Here is a 20,095-nt window from a genome sequence, read left to right on the forward strand (position 1 = left end):
CTAGAAACCCGGTTTCTCGGAAAAATTTGGGACGAGGAACGAGAAATACAGGAAGAAACCGGGTTTCATCAGTCAGCGTGCATAAATCTTATCTATTGAAGATTGGACATTTGGAGATTTTAGGTTGAATCCAGTTAAGGATAAAGCGCTTCACCGGTGGAGGGGTCAAATATAAATAGTCGATCGAAGTCAAGCTGTACCGTCAGCCGATCGCCCGATCGCAAGCGAACACTCGCAGGTACTTGCACCTGTACAGTAGTTTCAGCGCTCACCGAAGGCAAACTCGCCCGAATTAAAGTTTCTCGCCCCAGAGGTTCCACTACTTTTACCTCTAGATCGAGGGGGACTTTTTCTAAAGCCCAAACATCGGTTTTCAAATCATCATCTTCTACTGTTTGTGGCGTAAAGATTTCTATATTTTCTGGACGGATGCCCAAATCAAATCCTTGTCCTTCTCTCGCCTGCAATTTTTTCTGAATCGAGGGCGGACAGGCTAAAGCTTGATCTCCTACTTGAAAGGATTCGTTAGTATAAATTGCCGGCAAAATGTTCATGGCGGGATTGCCTAAAAATGTGGCAACCATGCGGTTAGCTGGTTTCGCATAAATGCTTTGCGGGTCTCCAATTTGTTGAATTTTTCCCCCATTTAAGACTACAATCTTATCAGCTAAAGTCATCGCTTCCACTTGATCGTGGGTGACGTAAATGGTGGTAATTCCCAGCCGTTGATGCAGTTGTTTGAGTTCTGCTCTAGTGTCGTCTCGCAGTTGAGCATCGAGGTTAGAAAGCGGTTCATCTAACAGAAATACTTTCGGTTCGCGGGCGATCGCCCTTCCCAGTGCTACCCGCTGCTGCTGTCCGCCTGATAGCTGTTTGGGCTTACGTTTGAGGAGATGGTCGATCGAGAGCGATCGGGCTACTGTTTCGACTCGTTCTTGAATTTTAGTCGGGTCAACATTCCGCATCCGCAATCCAAATGCCAAGTTTTCTGCGACAGTCATGTGCGGATAAAGCGCGTAATTTTGAAACACCATTGCAACGTCCCGCTGTCTCGCCGGAATGTTGTTAACTAAATTATCTCCGATGTAAAGATTGCCGGAAGTGGCGGTTTCTAAACCTGCAATTGTCCGCATAATTGTCGATTTTCCGCAGCCGGATGGCCCGACTAATACCCAAAATTCCCCGTCCGGGATTTTGAAGCTGATGTTTTCGATCGCGGTGACGTTTTGGTAGCGTCGGGTAATATTTTCTAAGCGAACATTTGCCATTTTTTAAGTGTAATTGGTTATTGATAATTAGTGCTTTTTACCTTCAGCCTTCAGCGTTCAGAAAAGTGTTGCAATTCTAAAACTGTGCGGTCTAATTCTTCAACTATAGGCGTTAACTCAGCTTTGCGGAATGCTTCTACTAAAGAACGATAATACCAGAGAGAACCCTCTTTGCCGCCTTTGAAGCGTTCCCAAACAGTATCTCCTAATTGACGGGAATCTTTCAGGATCGATCGAGCATTATAAAGTTTATCAGCAGCCGAGACTAATCTGACCGAGGCAGAAGCTGTAGAAATGCGATCGATATAAGCTTGTTTTCGCTGACGCCAAGGCGGTTTCGGCGTCGCGTCACTGTCGGTACAGCCGTCTACAATCGCTGTGACAGTATCGCCAAAGCGGCGGCGGATGGCTTCGCGGGTGGTGGCGCCGCCTTGATCTTCGATCGCATCGTGAAGCAAAGCTGCGATCGCCTCATCTTCATTTGCCCCATATTCTAAAGCTATACTAGCAGTGCCCAACAAATGGGCAATGTAGGGAACGCCGGAACCTTTGCGAACTTGGGTAGCGTGCAATTCGGCGGCATAGGTGAGGGCTTCTGAAAAACGGTTTGAAAGAATCATGAAAGTCACCTTTCTGAATTGCTATGATATATAAATTGTCGGGCTAAGTTGAAAAGACAAAATCTACCAAGTTCAATCATGTCATCGAATGCGATCGAGAGCGATCGCTTGTAAATTTATAATCGTTAAACCGAGGTTGCGAGCATGACAGCTACTATAATTATACCAAAAAATGCCGACCAAAACTCCGAGCCAGAATTACCGCAAAAATTAGAAAACATACCAGAAATTCCGCCAGAATCTGAGCCTCAAAAAGTCATATCTCTTGAAGATTTTTTAGTCAGACCTGCTGATAGAATGGAATGGGTTGACGGCAACTTAGTGGAGAAAACAGGAATGACATTCAAGCACGGTCTCGCTCAAGTTAATCTAGCTACTTCCTGGAAAACTTACAAAAATTCCAGCGGACAGGGAGGAGAAGTTGTTACAGAAGTCCTTTGTCGCACTAACAAACAGGGTCGCCGTCCCGATGTTGCTTACATTACTCCTGAACTGCTGCCACAATCAGGCAATTTTACAGCATTTTCCCAAAGTTTTCCTTTGATAGCGGAAGTTGCTTCCCCCGAAGATAGCGGCGAAGAGTTATTTGCCAAAGCTCAAGAATATTTGGAATCGGGATGTTTAGAGGTTTGGTTGCTATTTCCTGAAGCTAGATTAATATTTGTCAATGGGGGGCAAAGCTGGCGGTTGTTTAATGCGGATGAAGTTGTTAATACTCAAAGTGTGCTTGCCGGTTTTAGCGTAGCTGTGAGTGAATTGTTGGCTTGAGGTATTTGTTAAACTAATTTATTAAAATCCTAAAAAGAGAAACTCACGGTGAGAAACTTTAGCTTAAGACTGGGTTTAATGAGAATGTGGGAACGATCAAATCGAGTTTAAGATCGACCTACAGGTAACTTTGAAGTATTGATACAGTTAACATCTAATTAGGGGACTGCGGCATAGACTGAAAAGGACTGACCCTAAAGGGTAAGCAGATTCATCCCACGACTAAAAGCCCAGGGCTTTCTTTGGGATTTTCTGTAAACGGTAGTCTTCGATGGGAATTGGGTTGAGAGATTGTTGGTGGAGTGCGTGCGATCGCCTTTAAATTTGAGCCAGAACGATCGCCCGATTTACTAAAAAAACACTCGGCTAACAGATCGCCCGCTGATCACAGTCTCCCAGCCACTCCACCAACCAACGGCACATCAACCAACGAGGGCGATTGTTGCAGTTGCGTGAGAAAGAGAAAACCACTTGCAGCTTGCTAATGCGACTGCTGGTTGGAGGTACGACATTAATTGTTAGCGTCGGTGTCTAGGCAGGAATTTAAGCCCATTGAAAGACCCTACCAAGGTGGATTGAACATCAAGCTAGCAATTCCTCAAAGTCTATTTTCTAGAGAAGCTACTACCATGTCTCTGCCAAACTCATCCCTGAATCTATTTAAACTTAAACGCAAACTTTCCCTGCGATCGCTCTTGATTGTCCCGTTTGTTGTACAAATCTTTGCAGCAGTTGGATTAACGGGATATATTTCTCTGAGAAATGGACAGAAGGCAGTCAATGAAGTTGCCAGTCAGTTACGACAAGAGATGAGCTATCGCCTCAACCTGCAAGTTCTAAACTATTTGGAAAAACCTTATATTGCCGGACAAGTGATCGTAGCTGCCGCCCAAGAGAGTCAGCTTGATTTAACAGATTTCACCAAACTGGAACGAACTTTGTGGCGGTTAGTCAGCCAAAATACCCTCGAAGACGTGCAAATTGGTTTAGAGGATGGCACGAGTATTGCCCTAGATACAACAATCAATGACGGCATCGTTTCTCGCCTCAGTGGTGACAAAGCGCGTCTACCTCAACGCCAATTCTACAAACTTGATAATCAAGGTCAACGAGTCGCACTGCTCAAAACTCAGGCAGAGTTTGACCCTCGGACTCGACCTTGGTATCAAGTTGTACAGAAAGCTGGAAAATCAGCCTGGACATCTGTGCCCTACGTCAGCAGTTCGTATCAATCGGCTACGCTGGCTCTATCCCAGCCGATTTACAATCGCGATGGAACGTTACTAGGCGTGGAAAAAAGCACCTTTCGGCTGGACAAGATTCATCGTTTTCTGAGCGAGTTGAAGGTGGGTCAAACGGGACAAACGTTTATCGTAGATCGATCGGGCAATCTGATTGCGAGTTCAAAGATCAGTCAGCCTTACATTATGGATCTTAAAAAAGAGGAGTTGCAACAAATTCCTGCCGTCAAGTCTGAAAGTTCTGTAATTCGTGCCACAGCGCAAGCTATCCTCGATCGATTTGGCAACTTCAACGCTATTGCACAGAATCAACAGCTTGATTTTATGCTGGCAAACCAGCGGCAGTTCGTGCAGGTTTCCGCCATTCGAGACGAACGAGGTATCGATTGGTTCAGCGTTGTTGTAGTGCCTGAATCAGATTTCATGGCACAAATCAATGCCAATACTCGCACCACAATTTTGCTGTGTATAGGGGCTTTGGTGGTGACGACTATACTGGGTCTTTTTACTTCGAGTTGGATTACCAAACCGATTTTGCAGCTACAAAAAGCCAGTCAGGCGATTAGTTCGGGACAGTTGGATCAAACACTTCAGGTGCAAGGCATTAGTGAATTAGAATCGCTGGCAGATTCCTTTAACCAGATGGCAGGTCAACTCAAAGCCTCCTTTATCGAACTGGAAAGCCGTGTTGAGGAACGCACCGCAGAACTGAAAGAAGCAAAACTGGTAGCTGATGGCGCCAACCAAGCAAAAAGCGAATTTCTTGCCAACATGAGCCACGAACTCCGCACTCCCCTCAACGGTATTTTGGGCTATGCTCAAATCCTCAACCGCAGCAGCGCATTGCCAGCGAAAGAACGTCATGGGGTAGAAATCATTCACCAGTGTGGTTCTCATTTGCTGACGCTGATTAACGATGTGTTGGACTTGTCCAAAATTGAAGCCGGTAAATTAGAACTCGCACTTCAAGCGATTCACTTTCCCTCATTCCTCCAAGGTGTCGCTGAAATCTGCCGCATTCGTGCCGACCAAAAAAACATTGGCTTCGTTTACGATCCCGATCCACATTTGCCAGAAGGGATTTTTGCCGATGAAAAACGGCTGCGTCAGGTGTTACTCAACTTGGTGGGAAATGCGATTAAATTCACCGACAAAGGTTCTGTCACGCTCAAGGTTGCCGTAGTTGAGAATCCTCCCAATCCATCCACTCCTGCTTTCAAATTTCAAGTTGAGGATACGGGTGTAGGAATTGCGCCCAATCATTTGGAGAAAATTTTTCAGGCTTTTGAACAAGTGGGCGATCGCCAGCGCCAAGCCGAGGGCACGGGTTTAGGATTGGCGATCAGCCAAAGAATTGTCCAACTTATGAACGGACAAATCCAAGTTAAGAGCCAACCCGGAGTCGGTAGTGAGTTCTTTTTTGAGGTGGAATTGGCGATCGCCACCGATTGGGTACAGCAAAACTCCTTCACAACAGGAAAACAAATTATTGGTTACGAAGGACAACGACGCAGCATACTTGTAGTAGACGATCATTGGGAAAACCGAGCCGTTCTCGTCAACTTGTTAGAGCCACTAGGATTCCAAGTTAGTGAGGCCGAAAATGGACAAGCAGGATTGGAAAAAATACGACAGTCTCAACCTGACTTAGTGATTACAGACTTGGCAATGCCAGTCATGGACGGCTTTGAACTGCTCAAACAAATTCGCAGTGCAAAGGATTTGCCCCACCCGAAGATCATTGTCTCTTCTGCATCAGTTGCACAAGCCTATCGACAGATGAGTTTAGATGCAGGGGGAAATGATTTCCTGGCAAAGCCAGTGGAAGTCAGTGAATTATTTAACCTCTTAGCCACTCATTTGGAATTAAAATGGAAATATGAAATGACAGGCTCCAACGAGTCTGAACCATCCACTCCAACCACTGCATTAGAGAACCCAGAAGGGATGATTATTCCTTCGGCGGTAGACTTAAAAAAGTTACTAGGATTGGCACAACAAGGCAACTTAAAACGGCTACGCTCGCACACAGAGCATATTGCTCAATCTAACCCTCGCTACGCTAATTTTGCCTCAGAAATTCTTCAGTTGGCCAAGCAATTTAAAGCCGAAGAGATTGAAGAGTTGCTACAACAACATCTCACAGAGAAGAAAGCCGATGTCTAGTCCTGAATTAATTCTGGTGGTGGATGATACCCCTGCAAACTTAGAAGTAGTTTGTGAAACTTTAAGTGATGCGGGGTACGAAGTAGCAACCGCAATCAATGGCGATCGCGCTCTTAAGAGAGTCCAAGCTTATCCTCCGGATCTGATCTTGCTCGATATTCAAATGCCAGGAATTGACGGCTTTGAAACCTGCAAGCGTCTGAAGGCAGATCCGAAAACCGCAAGTATTCCCATCATTTTTATGACCGCTCTCTCCGATGCCGATAGTAAGGTGAAAGGATTTGTCCTGGGTGCTGTGGACTACATCACCAAACCCTTTCAAGAACAGGAGGTGCTAGCACGGGTAAAAACTCATTTGCAGCTACGGCAGTTAACTAAAAATCTCGAACAGCGTGTAGCTGAGAAAACCGCTGATTTAGAAGCAGCACTCACACAACTGCAACAGTCTCAAATTCAGTTAGTCCACACCGAAAAAATGTCGGCTTTGGGCAATTTAGTGGCGGGTGTCGCGCACGAAATTAATAACCCGCTTGGCTTTATTGCTGGCAATCTGAAACCCGCTCAGGATTGTATAAAAGACCTCTTTCAAGTTATCGCTCTCTACCAAAAAGAACTCCCTTATCCAAGTGCCACGCTACAGGCATTCCTGGAGGAAATAGACTTGGAATACTTACAAGAGGATTTACCCAAGTTAATTGATTCGATGCAAGAAGGAGTCGATCGCATTCACACAATCAGCACCAGTTTAAGAACCTTCTCGCGTTCGGATTGCGATCGCCCCATTCATTACAATATCCACGACGGCATTGACAGCACAATCTTGATTCTCAAGCATCGCCTCAAAGCCAACGAATGTCGCCCGGAAATTGAAGTGATCACAGACTATGGCGATCTGCCACCGGTAGAATGCTTTGCCGGACAGTTGAATCAGGTATTTATGAATGTGCTGGCAAATGCGATCGATGCCCTTGAGGAATCAAATAAAGGACGCAGTTTTGCTCAGATCAAAGCCAACCCCAACCAGATTACTGTCAAAACCCAATTGTCGGAATCTCAGGCACTGATCCGAATTCAGGATAATGGGATTGGCATTACGGATGCGGTGAAGCCAAAAATCTTTGAGCATCTGTTTACCACCAAAGGCGTGGGGCAAGGAACAGGGCTGGGATTGGCGATCGCTCATCAAATCGTAGTCGAGAAACACTCTGGAACTCTAGAAGTTAACTCAACTTTAGGTGAAGGTACAGAGTTTGTGATTTCAATTCCGGTGAGGGCGATCGCTGTAAAAGACATTCAGGCAAGGATCTGCGTTGACGCAGTATAACAAATCGTTGCAGCGGCAGCAGAAACCTGATTAATCCCCTCTTCAAACCCTCCAAACTATTGATATAGTAGTACGCGGTGCAAAAAACGGTAAACCATGACAGCCACAAATCTCATCAATAAATTTGAGTACAAACCCCTATACAAACCAAATCAATTAATTTGTGGAACGGGGCAAACAGCCATTGTCAGCGGCTGGACAGTAAAAAGTGCGATCCTTTCCAAGGGCTGCGCTAACGGCAAAAATTTACAACCCAACGAATTTGCTGTCATCGGACAACTGTACTCTCCTACTCGCGGCATCAACTTCTTAATTAGAAACTTGCTGTGCAATCCCCACGTCCGCTTTTTAGTAATTCTCAACGCTACCAAAGAAGACAGCAACTCCGGTGCTGCCGCGTGCTTACTCGACTTTTTTCGCAACGGCTTTGAAGCGGGAAAAAGCGATACTGGTAGAGATTGCTGGCTAATTAAATCTTCAATATTTGGCTACATTGATATTGAAATAGCAGCAGAAGCCTTAGAACTATTGCGTCATTCCATCGAATGGAAAGAAGCCAAAAATATAGCCGATACAGTGACCTTTGTCAAGTCTTTTGCCCAAAAAGAATCTGTTGAACCTTGGGGAGAACCCTTAACTTTTCCGCTAGTTGAAATCGTCCCGACTGTACTCCCCGGTCAGAAATACGGACACAGAATCGAAGGCAAAACTATCGCCGAAACTTGGGTAAAAATCATCCATCGAATTAAGACCACCGGCACCTTGCGGCCGACTGGTTACGACGGACAGTGGCAAGAATTAATCGACTTAATGGCAGTGATTACAGATGAACCTGCGGAGTTCTATTTTCCCGAACCGAATTACTTACCAATAGACCGTGATTTCCTCGAACAGTACAAACCGCAAATGCTCGAAGATGCCCCATATAACGAAGGCATTAAATATACCTACGCACAGCGGATGCGGTCGTGGTTTGGACGCGATCAAATTGAAGAAGTTATTGCCAAACTAATTAAGGAAATTGACGCGGCAAGTGCTGTAATTAGTTTGTGGGATGCCGGCGGAAATATTAACAGAAGGCCTGACGGTTCCTCCGACCACCAGCACAGTGGCAGTCCTTGTTTAAATCACATTTGGGTGCGAGTTGTGGATGAGGAAATATCGCTAACTGCAACTCTCCGCAGTAACGATATGTTTGCGGCTTGGCCGGCCAATGCAATGGGTTTGCGGGCTTTGCAGCAGCACATTCGAGATGAAATTGCGAGGCGTTCCGATTATAATTTGACAATGGGCCCGTTGGTAACGTTGAGTCAATCGGCTCACTTGTATGACGATACCTTTGAAAATGCCGATCGACTTATTCAAACCCAATATGCTAAAATCTGCGAAGATAGAGACTTTTTCGATGCAGCAGGCAATTTTTTAGTTGAAGTAGCCGACAATCAAATAGTTGTCACGCAAACCACTCCCGGCAGCGGCGAAGTTGTCACCTGTTATTCTGGAACAAACCCTCTCAAGTTAGTGCGAGAAATTTGTGCGGCTTCCCCTGCCATCAAAGGCGAGCATATTGGTTATTTGGGAATAGAATTGCAAAAGGCGGCCGAGTGTCTGAAAACGAGCAAGCAATACATCCAGGATAGACGATGAATTTAGAAGAAGACAGACCGACTTGGGATGAATACTTTTTAATGTTGGCAAAATTGGCTGCTACTCGATCGACTTGTTTGGCTTTTCCTGTAGGCGCCGTGATAACTAAAAACAAGCAAGTTTTAGCAACGGGTTACAACGGTTCGCCGTCAGGTTCGGCACACTGTACTACTCAAGGCTTCTGCTATCCAGGTTTGAGTAGTTGCGACGCCAGCAAAACTTTGCCCTCAAGGGCGGTTCACGCGGAAGCAAATGCGATCGCCAAAGCTGCTAAACACGGTATATCTACTGCTGGGGCTAGTATTTACGTCACCTTAGAACCCTGCATCTATTGTTTGAAATTAGTCATTGCGGCGGGCATTAGAGAAGTGTTTTACGAAACGAGTTTTAACAGCGGAGAAAAAGCTGCTTTGAGAGATACTTTTATCAGTGAAGGTATTGTTGAGTTAAAACAAATTCAGTTATCTGAAGATACAGCAAAAAAGGCGGCTTTGTTTTTGTTGAATCCTACATCTGTGTCCAAAAACTTAGTATAGGCTCAATCCTCCCCGTGGTTGTGGCAGCCATAGGAAATAACTGTGCTGTGTTCCTATAAATGATATTTATTTGCTAGTCCTTTGTAGGGATACGGCACTGCCGTATCCTAAATCCCGCGTGATATCATTTCCGGTTACACTCATACATGATGTTGACGGTTGACTGTTGACGGTTGACTGTTGACGCCGTGAACAGTGAACAGTGAACAGTGAACAGTGAACAGTGAACTCGGATTTACTATTCCGATGCTAACGGATTTGATATGATACAAGTGATATTTATTTGACGCTTTGTAAAGACACAGCACTGCCGTGTCCTTACCACAAATAGAGATGGCAATTAACCCAAAAACAGCCTTACAAATTTTGAATACCGTGTAGTTCAATCAATCAAACTCATTCACCACTTGCAAATAGTCGATCGCCGCATCTATCCTCGAAGAATACTTAAAAGCAAACTGATCGAACCAATATCCCTCATCGGAATTCTTATCCAACTTTTTCAGCCAAACCTGAGCTTGCCTAACTTTCTGTCTGTGCGTTTGTACGTCCAACTGCGGCCCCGCGACTTTTTCTGGTGGCTGCGGTTCCAGTGAAGCCACTGCCTGAGCTTGATTTTGTGCTTCGTGCTCAGCCTTAAGCGGTTGCTGTGAAGCCACTTCCTGAGCTTTATTTTGTGCTTCGTACTCAGCCTTAATTTGAGCTAAATCCTTATCCAAAGAACCAGCATACAAATTTATATCTGATGTTTTAAATGTTTGATTTGACGGCACTGTTGCTTGTGGCAAAGGCACTTGTGCTGGCACCGGCGCCTGAGTTTTCAACTCAGCATTTTTTTGAGATGCTTGATACTCTGCCTTAAGTTCACCTAACAGGCGCTCGATAGATTCCATAACTTAAACCCCCTAAAAAATGCTGCTGGGCAAACTGGCCCAAATATAATCGCCTGAACTTCGCCCGCCTCCTCAATCAGTTATTGCATTCAGCAATACCTCTGTCAGGGTCATTCCTTCTATATCATCCATCGTGACAGTATCAACGATATCGAATTTAGCCCCGGCGCTTTGCAGTTCGTCATCCAATATCTTGAGAAACTTAGTAGCTTCCGGCGCATCCCCTACTTGAATGAAAGAAATCGCTAACTCTTCATCTCGATCGAGCTTCCGGGAAGCCTCTATAATGGTTTTCATCACTTCTTTGCGATCGTCCGGTTCTCCGTCCGTCACCACTAATATTGTTTCCCCATTTTGCTTGGTCTTACCGGATGCTTTGCGCTGAAAATAACTGTTCAGAGCGTCTTCCAGAACAGCAGCTAAATTCGTAGTTCCCGAAGGTTCGTTTTCTTGGAATATTTGCACGACTTTAGCTGCTGTTACGTTGTCGTAGCGCTTGAAGCGACCGGAAAACACATAAACTGTTATGCCATCAGGATCGAGTTCTTCGCATTTATTCGCCAATGCGATCGTCGATTCTTGCATGAGCGCCCACCGACTTTTACCGCCCATGTGGTCTTTTGTGTACATACTGCCGCTTTTGTCAATAATGATGGTATAATCGCGGTTCTGAAGCATAAGATTTTTCCTGTTAATTAAGTAGTTCCCAAAAATATCAAAACCAGCGAGCAGAAGCTGTTGAGCTTTAGTTGCTCGCTGCGTTTTTTAGTTGATTTGCGATCGCAAATACCGGAATTTAAGCTGCAACTAAAGCATCTTTAAGTGGCTTCCAGCTAAAAGCTCGATCGCCCCCCATCTCCACTGCTATTTTAACTCGCGGTTCTAAGGTCGGCAAAACAGTCAAATACTCAATCTCCTGACTCGACAAAATCTGCCCTTCAATAATCCACAGCACCAGTCCTTTTGCTTTAGGTGGCAAATTGTCTAATTGAGTTTTCAACATCGGCGGCACGTAGTACGTATAACCCACAGCCCCTTCATTGCCAGTAGTTTTCTTGCCCAAATGCGGCGGCCGCACCCCGTGAACCCCCGTTAAATACATCGCCAAATCACCCAAACCCCGCGCCGAAATCGTGTACCCACCGTAGCCCGCAGCCCTCAGCCTGCGGAGGTAGCGCCCCTCAAATCCTCCTTCTAAAGGAACGTACAGGGCCAGCGACCCCGACTTTTCCAAATCCCGAATCAGATCAGATCCCGTCGTAATCAGTCCCATAAATTTGTGTTTCCTGCTGTATCAAAATTTGGTCGATCGCTGCTTGCGAGCTGGAAATATTATAAATCCTAAAGTTGAGCCGAAAAATTCTCATCCCGGCCTTGACAAACGCCAAACACTTCATGTACTATTGTGAATTGTCGCCGTAAAGGATACTGAGTAGTTTGCTGCTCAAGTCCTGGCGCAAACAAGCAAGACCGAGACAAAACTCGGAGATCTAGCAGGTAAAAAGCCGCGAATCTCAACCCTTGCAAGACTTCCACAAGCTCGCTCCCAAATTTAAAACTCCAATTTTAAACACCGAGGAAGGCTGTTGGTTGATAACAGTTAATTGCAGGAACACTGAAATAAATGTTTCTGCACAAGAGCAAGCGGATTGACGAAAACTTCGCAATCCGAAACCTCTTGCGTAAATAAAAGGAAGAAAATCCGTGTCTGTAGGCATTCTTGGCACTAAACTAGGCATGACTCAAGTGTTTGACGCCGAAGGGAGAGCCATCCCCGTCACCGTCATACAAGCAGGGCCTTGTACAGTAACTCAAATCAAAACAAAACAAACTGACGGCTACGGTGCCGTTCAAGTTGGATACAACGAAGTCAAACCAAAGGCTCTCAACAAGCCAGAACTAGGACACCTTGCCAAGTCGGGGGCGAATCCACTGCGCCACTTGCAGGAATACCGATTGGAAGACACCAGTTCATTTGAATTAGGTCAACAACTAAAAGCAGATACCTTTACACCGGGACAAATAGTAGATGTCATCGGTACAAGCATCGGTAAAGGTTTTGCAGGTTTTCAAAAGCGCCACAACTTTAAACGAGGCCCCATGTCTCACGGTTCCAAGAACCACCGCGAGCCTGGATCGATCGGGCCTGGAACTACTCCTGGTCGCGTTTATCCCGGTAAAAGAATGGCAGGACGTATGGGCAACGTTCAAGTCACCGTCCGCAAACTAACAATTGTCCGGGTGGATACAGAGCAGAATTTGCTGCTAATTAAGGGAGCAGTTCCCGGCAAAGCTGGCGCCTTAGTCAATGTTGTGCCTGAGAAAAAAGTAGGACGTTAGTCAGTAGTAAGTAGTCAGTAGTCAGCAGTCAGTAGATAGTGGTTGGCCGTTAGTAGCAAGCAATAACTAAGAACTAAAAGCTGAAAACTAAGAGCTGAAAACTAAGACCTGAGAACAGACAACAGACGACAGACAACAGACAACAGACAACTAATCAACAGACAACTAACAACAGACAAAGGACAAAAGATATGGTTAACTGTGTAGTGCGAAATTGGCAAGGCGAAGAAGTTGGGGAAACAACTTTAGAACTGCGCGTAGCCAAAGAAGAAAATGCGTCTCACATCGTTCACAGAGCATTGACGCGGCAACTGAATAACGCTCGTCAAGGAAATGCTTGCACCAAAACTCGATCGGAAGTCAGAGGCGGTGGCCGCAAACCCTGGCGTCAAAAAGGCACCGGCCGAGCCAGAGCAGGTTCTATCCGTTCTCCGCTGTGGCGGGGCGGCGGTGTCATCTTCGGGCCAAAACCGAGAGACTTTGAAGTCAAAATGAACAAAAAGGAACGCCGTCTCGCTTTGCGGACAGCATTCCAAAGTCGCACCGAAGACATCATTGTGGTTGAAGAATTTGCAGAGCAATTTCCGAGACCCAAAAGCAAAGAATTGCTGAGTGCGATCGCCCGCTGGGGTATCGAACCCGATACAAAAGTTCTGTTAATCTTGCCAGAACCGCAACCAAACGTCTACTTATCAGGACGCAACATCGAATTAGTAAACGTCATCTTGGCAACATCCCTGAATGTTTACGACGTTCTCGCGGCGGACAAAATTATCGTCACATCTACAGCCATAGCTAAAATTCAGGAGATTTACGGTGAGTAAAATCGACCCCCGCGACTACGCAGATTTGATCCAGCGTCCGATTCTCACCGAGAAAGCTACCCGAATGATGGAATTAAATCAATTCACATTCGACGTAGCCCCCAAAGCGACGAAGCCTCAAATCAAAGCTGCAATCGAAGAACTATTTAAGGTCAAAGTCATCGGCGTCAACACCCAAAACCCGCCGCGCAAAAAGCGTCGAGTTGGCAAATTCGTCGGCTTTAAACCTTGTTACAAGCGAGCAACCGTAACTCTGACAGACGGAGACTCGATCCGCAAACTCCTATTCCCAGAAGTCTAGACGATTTTGGATTTTAGATTTTAGATTTTAGATTTTAAATTGCGGTTAACTGGTGGAAATTCTCGAACCAGAAAACTCGTAAGTTAACCAAAGATCGCCAATCTTCAACCTAAAATCTAAAATCGATAAACGTCAAATCCAAAATCCAAAATCCAAAATCTAAAATAGATCGATTATGGGCATCCGTTCTTACCGACCTTATACCTCCAGCACCCGAGAACAAACCGTCTCGGACTTTGCTGAAATTACCAGATCAGAACCAGAAAAGTCTCTAACCAGCAACAAGCACACCAAACAAGGCCGCAACAACCGAGGCGTCATCACCTGTCGCCACCGGGGAGGCGGTCACAAACGGCTGTATAGAGACATCGACTTCCGCCGCGACAAACACAGCATTCCCGCTACCGTCAAGGCGATCGAATATGACCCCAATCGCAACGCCCGCATCGCCCTCGTGTTCTACAAAGACGGCGAAAAACGGTACATCCTGCACCCGCTCAACTTAAACGTCGGTACAGTAATTGTCTCAGGCCCAGACGCGCCGATCGAAATCGGTAACGCCCTCCCCCTGAAGAACATTCCCCTCGGTACGAGCATCCACAACGTCGAGCTAGTACCCGGAAAAGGCGGACAAATCGTTCGCTCCGCCGGCTCCAGCGCTCAGCTAATGGCAAAAGAAGGTAGCTACGTCACCCTCAAACTGCCATCCGGCGAACAGCGCAAAGTCCGCGCCGACTGCTACGCCACCATCGGTCAAGTCGGCAACACCGACGCCAGAAACATCAGCTTGGGTAAAGCAGGTCGCACCCGCTGGAAAGGTCGCAGACCCACCGTTCGCGGTAGCGTCATGAACCCGGTAGACCACCCGCACGGCGGTGGCGAAGGCAGAGCTCCCATCGGACGTCCGGGGCCTGTCACTCCTTGGGGTAAACCAGCATTGGGTGCAAAAACTCGACGCAAAAACAAGCGCAGCGACGCTTTAATCGTCCGGCGTCGCCGCAAAGCTTCCAAGCGCGGCAAGGGCGGCAGACAAAGCTAGTCATCAGTCAGCAGTCTTCAGTGCTTAGTTATTAACTGCTAACTAATGACTGAGGACTGATGACCAATGACTGCTTAATTCTGACTAATGACTCCTGAATTACTAAAAAAATCATGTCTCGATCGCTAAAAAAAGGGCCTTTTGTCGCAGATGCTCTGATGACAAAAATCGAAAAACTCAACGCCGCCGGCCAAAAACAAGTAATTAAAACTTGGTCGCGCTCTTCCACAATCCTGCCCCAAATGGTAGGTCACACGATCGCCGTTCACAACGGCAGACAGCACGTACCCGTCTACCTCACAGACCAAATGGTAGGTCACAAACTCGGAGAATTTTCCCCCACTCGCACCTTTAGAGGTCACGCGAAAAGTGGTGATAAAAAGGCGAAAAGATAGCCGAATTAGGTGACAGGTAATAGGTAGTCGGAAAAAAAAATTACCAATTACCAATTACCTTTTGCCCAATTACCAATTACCAATTACCGAAATCGAAATGGCTATAGATACCACATCCGAAATTAAGGCGATCGCCCGTTACATCAGAACATCCCCCTTCAAAGTGCGCCGAGTCCTCGACCAAATTCGTGGCAAAAGCTATCAAGAAGCGCTGATTTTACTCGAATTCATGCCCTACCGCGCCTGCGAACCAATCGTCAAAGTTTTGCGATCGGCAGTAGCAAACGCCGAACACAACGCAGGATTGGATAAATCCAAGCTAGTAGTGTCTCAAGCTTACGCAGACCAAGGCCCAGTCCTCAAACGCTTTAGACCCCGCGCTCAAGGTCGCGCCTACCAAATTCGGAAGCCAACCTGTCACATTACCGTAGTAGTAGCTCCGCTCCTAGAAAACTAAACCAGGGAAAAACGTAATAGGTAATAAACAGCTTAAAGTTGAAAAAAATGGGTAATCACCAATTACCAATTACCAATTACCAATTACCAATTACCAATTAACTCATCAACTATTATGGGCCAAAAAATACATCCAATTGGTTTTCGCCTCGGCATTACCCAAGAGCACCGCTCTCGCTGGTTTGCCGATCCCAAAAACTATCCAGAACTCTTGCAAGAAGACTATAAAATTCGCAAGTACGTTCGTAAAACCCTCAGCAATGCTGGGATTTCCTCGGTCAGAATTGAGCGGAAAGCCGATCAAATCGACCTAGAAGTGTTCACCGCCAGACCAGGCGTTGTCGTAGGCCGCGGCGGAGCAGGCATCGAAACCTTGCGCGTCGGTTTGCAGCAGCAACTCGGTAGCAACCGCCAAATCCGCATCAACGTCGTCGAAGTCCAGCGAGTAGACGCCGATGCCACATTGATCGCAGAATACATCGCTCAGCAACTAGAACGGCGCGTATCCTTCCGCCGAGTAGTCCGCCAAGCAATCACCCGCGCCCAAAAAGTCGGCATCCAAGGGATCAAAATTCAAGTCAGCGGACGCCTCAACGGTGCAGAAATTGCCCGTACTGAATGGACGCGCGAAGGAAGAGTCCCCTTGCACACGCTGCGGGCAGACATCGACTACTCCTACTGCACTGCTCAAACCATCTACGGTATTCTGGGCATTAAAGTTTGGGTTTTCAAAGGCGAAATTATTCCCGGACAGGAACAAGAGGCTGCACCAAATGCAGCAGTGCCCCGCACCAAACAAAAGCGCCGCCGCCAGAACTTTGAAGATCGATCGAACGAAGGCTAGCTAATTGTTAACTGTTAGTTGTCACTTGTTAATTGTCAGTTGTTCCAAACCAATTAGCAATTAGCAATCACCAATTACCAATTACCAATTACCAATTACCCAACTCCCTTTCGCCATGTTAAGCCCTAAAAGAACGAAATTCCGCAAACAACAGCGCGGGCGAATGAGCGGTATTGCCACCCGCGGCAATACAGTTAGCTTTGGCGACTTCGCGCTCCAAGCCATCGAACCAGCCTGGATCACCTCCCGCCAAATAGAAGCCGGACGGCGCGCCATGACCCGCTATATCCGCCGGGGCGGCAAAATCTGGATTCGCATTTTTCCCGACAAACCAGTCACCGAGCGCGCAGCAGAAACCCGGATGGGTTCTGGTAAAGGCTCACCAGAGTTTTGGGTTGCCGTGGTCAAACCGGGCCGGGTAATGTTTGAAATTGGTGGCGTAACTGAAGAAACTGCCCGCGAAGCAATGCGTTTGGCATCTTTCAAATTACCAATTAAAACCAAGTTCATCACTCGCGAAGAAGGCCAGTCATAGCGATAATCGAAGGTAGAAGTAGGTAGGCATTGGTCAAAATTTTAAACGGCTACAGCAATTTAAAATCGGTCATTCATAACTTTTCTTTCCTTCGACATTCAGCATCTAGACAATTCTGTCTTCTGTCATACCGATCGCTAACGAGAAAGCACACAATTATGTCTTTGACCAAGATTAAAGAAGCTAGAGAATTAAGCGATGCTGCAGTAGCAGAGCAAATTTTAGCAGTCAAGCGCCAACTAATGGAATTGCGGCTCCAGCAAGCTACCGGCCGCATGGAAAAGCCTCACCTGTTCAAGCACGCCAAACACCGGCTAGCTCAATTGATGACAGTTGAACGCGAGCGCCAAATCGTTGCTGAGAAAGAAGCGGCAGCAAAATCAGCCGCAGCTAAAGAAACGGCAGATTCTGCTCCCAGCCCAGAAGTCAGCCCAGAGTGAGCAGCAGCCTAGCCTCGGCTCGCACAGTAGCTAAAAAAAAGTCAATTGCACAACAAAAATAGGTAGCTATGGCAATTAAAGAACGAGTTGGCGTAGTAGTCAGCGACAAGATGGATAAAACCGTCGTGGTAGCAATCGAAAACCGCTCCTCCCACACCAAATACGGCAAAATCGTAGTCCGCACCAAGCGGTACAAAGCTCACGACGAAGAAAATCAGTGCAAATCCGGCGATCGCGTCCGCATCACTGAAACTCGCCCTTTGAGCAAAACCAAACGCTGGACGGTTGCTGAGATCTTCGGGACAAAAAACGGCTAACAGTTAATTGCGATCTTGCGCTCGCCCGATCGGTACTTGATTAATCAATTAGCCGTCAACAGTCAACAGTTAACAGTCAACAGTTAACAGTCAACAGTTAACAGTCAACAATCACCATGATTCAACCCCAGACATACCTCAATGTCGCCGACAATAGCGGAGCCCGCAAACTGATGTGCATCCGCGTATTGGGAGGCGGCAACCGTCGCTACGGCGGAGTCGGCGATGTCATCATTGCCGTCGTCAAAGACGCCATCCCCAATATGGCCGTCAAAAAATCAGATGTCGTCCGGGCTGTCATTGTCAGAACCCGCAAAGGTCTGCGTCGCGACAGCGGCATGAGCATTCGTTTTGACGATAACGCCGCCGTTATTATCAACGTAGACGGCAACCCCAAAGGCACTCGCGTCTTCGGCCCCGTCGCCCGCGAACTGCGCGACAAAAACTTTACTAAAATCGTTTCCTTAGCCCCGGAGGTACTTTAAAATGTACGGAAAAAAGGGTAAAGCAACTAGCGAACTGCAGCGCTACAGAATGCACGTCAAAGCAGGCGACACCGTGCAAATAATTACTGGCAAAGAGAAAGGAAAAGTCGGAGAAATCTTAAAGACATATCCTAAAGTCAGCAAAGTAATTGTTAAAGGTGTAAATATCAGAACCAAGCACGTCAAGCCCCAGCAAGAGGGAGAATCAGGCAAAATAGTCACGTTTGAGGCTCCCATTCACAGCTCAAATGTCATGCACTATTCCGAAAAAGAGAAAATAGCCAGCCGCGTTTGCTATACATTTAGCGAAGATGGCCGGAAACTGCGACAGCTCAAAAAAACCGGAGAAATCATCGATAATTAGTCATTAGTCATTAGTCATTAGTCATCAGTCATTAGTCATTAGTCATCAGTCATTAGTCATTAGTCATTAGACAAATGCTTTCCTGACAACAGTCAACGGACAACGGACAACGGACAACGGACAACGGACAACGGACAACTGACAACTGACAACTAATAATTCCCTGACCAAGCCCAGGGACAGTTAACGAAACACAAAAACTATGCCGGACAAACTCAAGGTTCTTTATCAAGGAAAAATCGTTCCCACACTGATGGATCAGTTTAAATATACTAATATCCATCAGGTCCCCAAACTCGTCAAAGTCACAGTGAACCGCGGTTTGGGAGAAGCATCTCAAAACGCTAAGGCACTGGATTCGTCGATCAACGAAATTGGCATCATCACCGGGCAAAAACCCGTGGTGACGCGGGCGAAAAAAGCGATCGCAGGCTTCAAAATCCGCAAAGGAGTACCCGTCGGCGTAATGGTGACGCTGCGCGGCGATCGGATGTACGATTTTCTCGATCGGCTCATCAACCTCGCACTCCCCCGCATCCGCGACTTCCGCGGCATCAGCCCCAAAAGCTTTGACGGGCGTGGCAACTACAGCTTGGGTCTGAGAGAACAGCTAATTTTTCCAGAAATAGAATATGACCGCATCGATCAAATTCGAGGCATGGACATTTCAATTATCACCACAGCAAACACCGACGAAGAAGGACGCGCCTTGCTTAAAGAAATGGGAATGCCGTTCCGGGACAACTAAGCACTAGAGTAAGAAGCAAAAGATGGCAGCTAACGATACCATAGCAGATATGTTGACGCGCATTCGCAATTCTTGCATGGCGCGCCACCAAACAACGCAAATTCCAGCTACAAAAATGACCCGCAGCATCGCCCAAGTCCTCAAAAGTGAAGGCTTTATCAGCGAATTTGAAGAAGCCGAACCAGAAGGGATTAAGCGACATTTAGTGCTTTCTCTAAAGTACAAAGGTAAAACTCGCAAGCCCATCATAACGGCACTTAAGCGAGTCAGCAAACCAGGACTCCGCGTTTACTCGAACCGTAAAGAATTGCCCAGAGTGTTAGGCGGAATTGGCATAGCCATTATTTCCACCTCCAGCGGCATTATGACCGATAGAGAAGCTCGACGCCAAGGTTTGGGCGGTGAAGTGCTTTGTTATGTTTGGTAGTCATTAGTCATTAGTCATTAGTCGCTGGTCGTTGGCAACAGACTCCAAAATCAATAACTAAGGACTAATAACTAAAGACTAATAATCAAGGACTAATAACTAAAAACAAAGGACAAA

General features: G+C 46.5%; 24 protein-coding genes. 19 read left to right on the top strand and 5 right to left on the bottom strand.

Going from position 1 to position 20,095, the window contains the following annotated elements; translation table 11 throughout:
- Positions 1-134 precede the first annotated feature (134 nt).
- Positions 135-1,268, bottom strand: a complete 1,134-nt coding sequence (locus QUB04_RS08710; protein ID WP_333283395.1) for an ABC transporter ATP-binding protein — start codon at positions 1,266-1,268, stop codon at positions 135-137.
- Between the two features lie 50 nt (positions 1,269-1,318).
- On the bottom strand, positions 1,319-1,888 hold the full coding sequence (locus QUB04_RS08715; protein ID WP_333283397.1) for an HD domain-containing protein: 570 nt from the start codon (positions 1,886-1,888) through the stop codon (positions 1,319-1,321).
- Between the two features lie 144 nt (positions 1,889-2,032).
- Here QUB04_RS08715 and QUB04_RS08720 point away from each other — a divergent pair, with 144 nt between their 5' ends.
- The 5 genes from QUB04_RS08720 to QUB04_RS08740 all read left to right on the top strand — a co-directional run bounded on the left by QUB04_RS08720 (position 2,033) and on the right by QUB04_RS08740 (position 9,570).
- On the top strand, positions 2,033-2,656 hold the full coding sequence (locus tag QUB04_RS08720) for a Uma2 family endonuclease (RefSeq protein WP_333283399.1): 624 nt from the start codon (positions 2,033-2,035) through the stop codon (positions 2,654-2,656).
- 575 nt (positions 2,657-3,231) lie between these two features.
- Entirely contained in the window at positions 3,232-6,063 is a 2,832-nt protein-coding gene (locus QUB04_RS08725; RefSeq protein ID WP_333283401.1) for an ATP-binding protein, read from the top strand.
- Positions 6,056-7,387 carry a response regulator gene (locus QUB04_RS08730; protein WP_333283403.1) on the top strand — a complete coding sequence of 444 codons (1,332 nt, stop codon included), beginning with the start codon at positions 6,056-6,058 and terminating at the stop codon, positions 7,385-7,387. The genes QUB04_RS08725 and QUB04_RS08730 overlap by 8 nt, the downstream gene beginning before the upstream one ends.
- Positions 7,388-7,483: 96 nt before the next feature.
- Positions 7,484-9,034: a thymidylate synthase gene (locus QUB04_RS08735; RefSeq protein ID WP_333283405.1), complete on the top strand. Its 1,551-nt coding sequence runs from the start codon at positions 7,484-7,486 to the stop codon at positions 9,032-9,034.
- On the top strand, positions 9,031-9,570 hold the full coding sequence (locus QUB04_RS08740) for a dCMP deaminase family protein (RefSeq protein WP_333283407.1): 540 nt from the start codon (positions 9,031-9,033) through the stop codon (positions 9,568-9,570). The genes QUB04_RS08735 and QUB04_RS08740 overlap by 4 nt, the downstream gene beginning before the upstream one ends.
- A gap of 386 nt (positions 9,571-9,956) precedes the next feature.
- Here the strand turns inward: QUB04_RS08740 and QUB04_RS08745 are convergent, their stop codons facing one another.
- The 3 genes from QUB04_RS08745 to QUB04_RS08755 all read right to left on the bottom strand — a co-directional run bounded on the left by QUB04_RS08745 (position 9,957) and on the right by QUB04_RS08755 (position 11,736).
- Positions 9,957-10,463 (bottom strand): salt stress protein, Slr1339 family, encoded by a 507-nt coding sequence (locus tag QUB04_RS08745; RefSeq protein WP_333283409.1) that lies wholly within the window; start codon positions 10,461-10,463, stop codon positions 9,957-9,959.
- A gap of 72 nt (positions 10,464-10,535) precedes the next feature.
- The gene (locus tag QUB04_RS08750) at positions 10,536-11,141 is read right to left on the bottom strand and encodes a VWA domain-containing protein (protein ID WP_333283411.1); all 606 of its coding nucleotides are present in this window, start codon (positions 11,139-11,141) and stop codon (positions 10,536-10,538) included.
- A 118-nt stretch (positions 11,142-11,259) separates the two neighbouring features.
- The gene (locus tag QUB04_RS08755; protein ID WP_333059805.1) at positions 11,260-11,736 is read right to left on the bottom strand and encodes an NAD(P)H-quinone oxidoreductase subunit N; all 477 of its coding nucleotides are present in this window, start codon (positions 11,734-11,736) and stop codon (positions 11,260-11,262) included.
- 431 nt (positions 11,737-12,167) lie between these two features.
- Between QUB04_RS08755 and rplC the strand changes: the two genes are divergently transcribed.
- The 14 genes from rplC to rpsH all read left to right on the top strand — a co-directional run bounded on the left by rplC (position 12,168) and on the right by rpsH (position 19,978).
- On the top strand, positions 12,168-12,803 hold the full coding sequence (rplC, locus tag QUB04_RS08760) for a 50S ribosomal protein L3 (RefSeq protein WP_333039608.1): 636 nt from the start codon (positions 12,168-12,170) through the stop codon (positions 12,801-12,803).
- 191 nt (positions 12,804-12,994) lie between these two features.
- On the top strand, positions 12,995-13,627 hold the full coding sequence (gene rplD / locus QUB04_RS08765; RefSeq protein WP_190657994.1) for a 50S ribosomal protein L4: 633 nt from the start codon (positions 12,995-12,997) through the stop codon (positions 13,625-13,627).
- Complete coding sequence (locus QUB04_RS08770; RefSeq protein WP_006634999.1) at positions 13,620-13,928, top strand: 50S ribosomal protein L23; 309 nt, start codon at positions 13,620-13,622, stop codon at positions 13,926-13,928. The genes rplD and QUB04_RS08770 overlap by 8 nt, the downstream gene beginning before the upstream one ends.
- 175 nt (positions 13,929-14,103) lie before the next feature.
- Positions 14,104-14,967 carry a 50S ribosomal protein L2 gene (rplB, locus tag QUB04_RS08775; protein WP_333045754.1) on the top strand — a complete coding sequence of 288 codons (864 nt, stop codon included), beginning with the start codon at positions 14,104-14,106 and terminating at the stop codon, positions 14,965-14,967.
- A 113-nt stretch (positions 14,968-15,080) separates the two neighbouring features.
- Complete coding sequence (rpsS, locus tag QUB04_RS08780; RefSeq protein WP_006634997.1) at positions 15,081-15,362, top strand: 30S ribosomal protein S19; 282 nt, start codon at positions 15,081-15,083, stop codon at positions 15,360-15,362.
- 97 nt (positions 15,363-15,459) lie between these two features.
- The gene (gene rplV / locus QUB04_RS08785; RefSeq protein ID WP_015178707.1) at positions 15,460-15,819 is read left to right on the top strand and encodes a 50S ribosomal protein L22; all 360 of its coding nucleotides are present in this window, start codon (positions 15,460-15,462) and stop codon (positions 15,817-15,819) included.
- A 114-nt stretch (positions 15,820-15,933) separates the two neighbouring features.
- Positions 15,934-16,662: a 30S ribosomal protein S3 gene (rpsC, locus tag QUB04_RS08790; protein ID WP_242719701.1), complete on the top strand. Its 729-nt coding sequence runs from the start codon at positions 15,934-15,936 to the stop codon at positions 16,660-16,662.
- 115 nt (positions 16,663-16,777) lie between these two features.
- A complete protein-coding gene (rplP, locus tag QUB04_RS08795; protein WP_333157138.1) occupies positions 16,778-17,197 on the top strand; it encodes a 50S ribosomal protein L16 in 420 nt (139 codons plus the stop codon).
- Positions 17,198-17,355: 158 nt separating this feature from the next.
- Positions 17,356-17,637 (top strand): 50S ribosomal protein L29, encoded by a 282-nt coding sequence (gene rpmC, locus QUB04_RS08800; protein ID WP_333283412.1) that lies wholly within the window; start codon positions 17,356-17,358, stop codon positions 17,635-17,637.
- Positions 17,638-17,705: 68 nt separating this feature from the next.
- On the top strand, positions 17,706-17,954 hold the full coding sequence (gene rpsQ, locus QUB04_RS08805) for a 30S ribosomal protein S17 (RefSeq protein WP_006634992.1): 249 nt from the start codon (positions 17,706-17,708) through the stop codon (positions 17,952-17,954).
- A gap of 116 nt (positions 17,955-18,070) precedes the next feature.
- Positions 18,071-18,439, top strand: coding sequence for a 50S ribosomal protein L14 (gene rplN, locus QUB04_RS08810; protein ID WP_006634991.1), 369 nt, complete (start codon positions 18,071-18,073; stop codon positions 18,437-18,439).
- Position 18,440: 1 nt separating this feature from the next.
- Positions 18,441-18,803, top strand: coding sequence for a 50S ribosomal protein L24 (gene rplX, locus QUB04_RS08815; protein ID WP_333283415.1), 363 nt, complete (start codon positions 18,441-18,443; stop codon positions 18,801-18,803).
- A gap of 202 nt (positions 18,804-19,005) precedes the next feature.
- Positions 19,006-19,551, top strand: a complete 546-nt coding sequence (gene rplE / locus QUB04_RS08820; protein WP_006634989.1) for a 50S ribosomal protein L5 — start codon at positions 19,006-19,008, stop codon at positions 19,549-19,551.
- Positions 19,552-19,573: 22 nt separating this feature from the next.
- Positions 19,574-19,978, top strand: coding sequence for a 30S ribosomal protein S8 (rpsH, locus tag QUB04_RS08825; protein WP_332978141.1), 405 nt, complete (start codon positions 19,574-19,576; stop codon positions 19,976-19,978).
- Positions 19,979-20,095: the final 117 nt, after the last annotated feature.

The sequence above is a fragment of the Microcoleus sp. D2_18a_B4 genome, assembly GCF_036702475.1.
In the GTDB taxonomy this organism is placed as follows: domain Bacteria; phylum Cyanobacteriota; class Cyanobacteriia; order Cyanobacteriales; family Microcoleaceae; genus Microcoleus.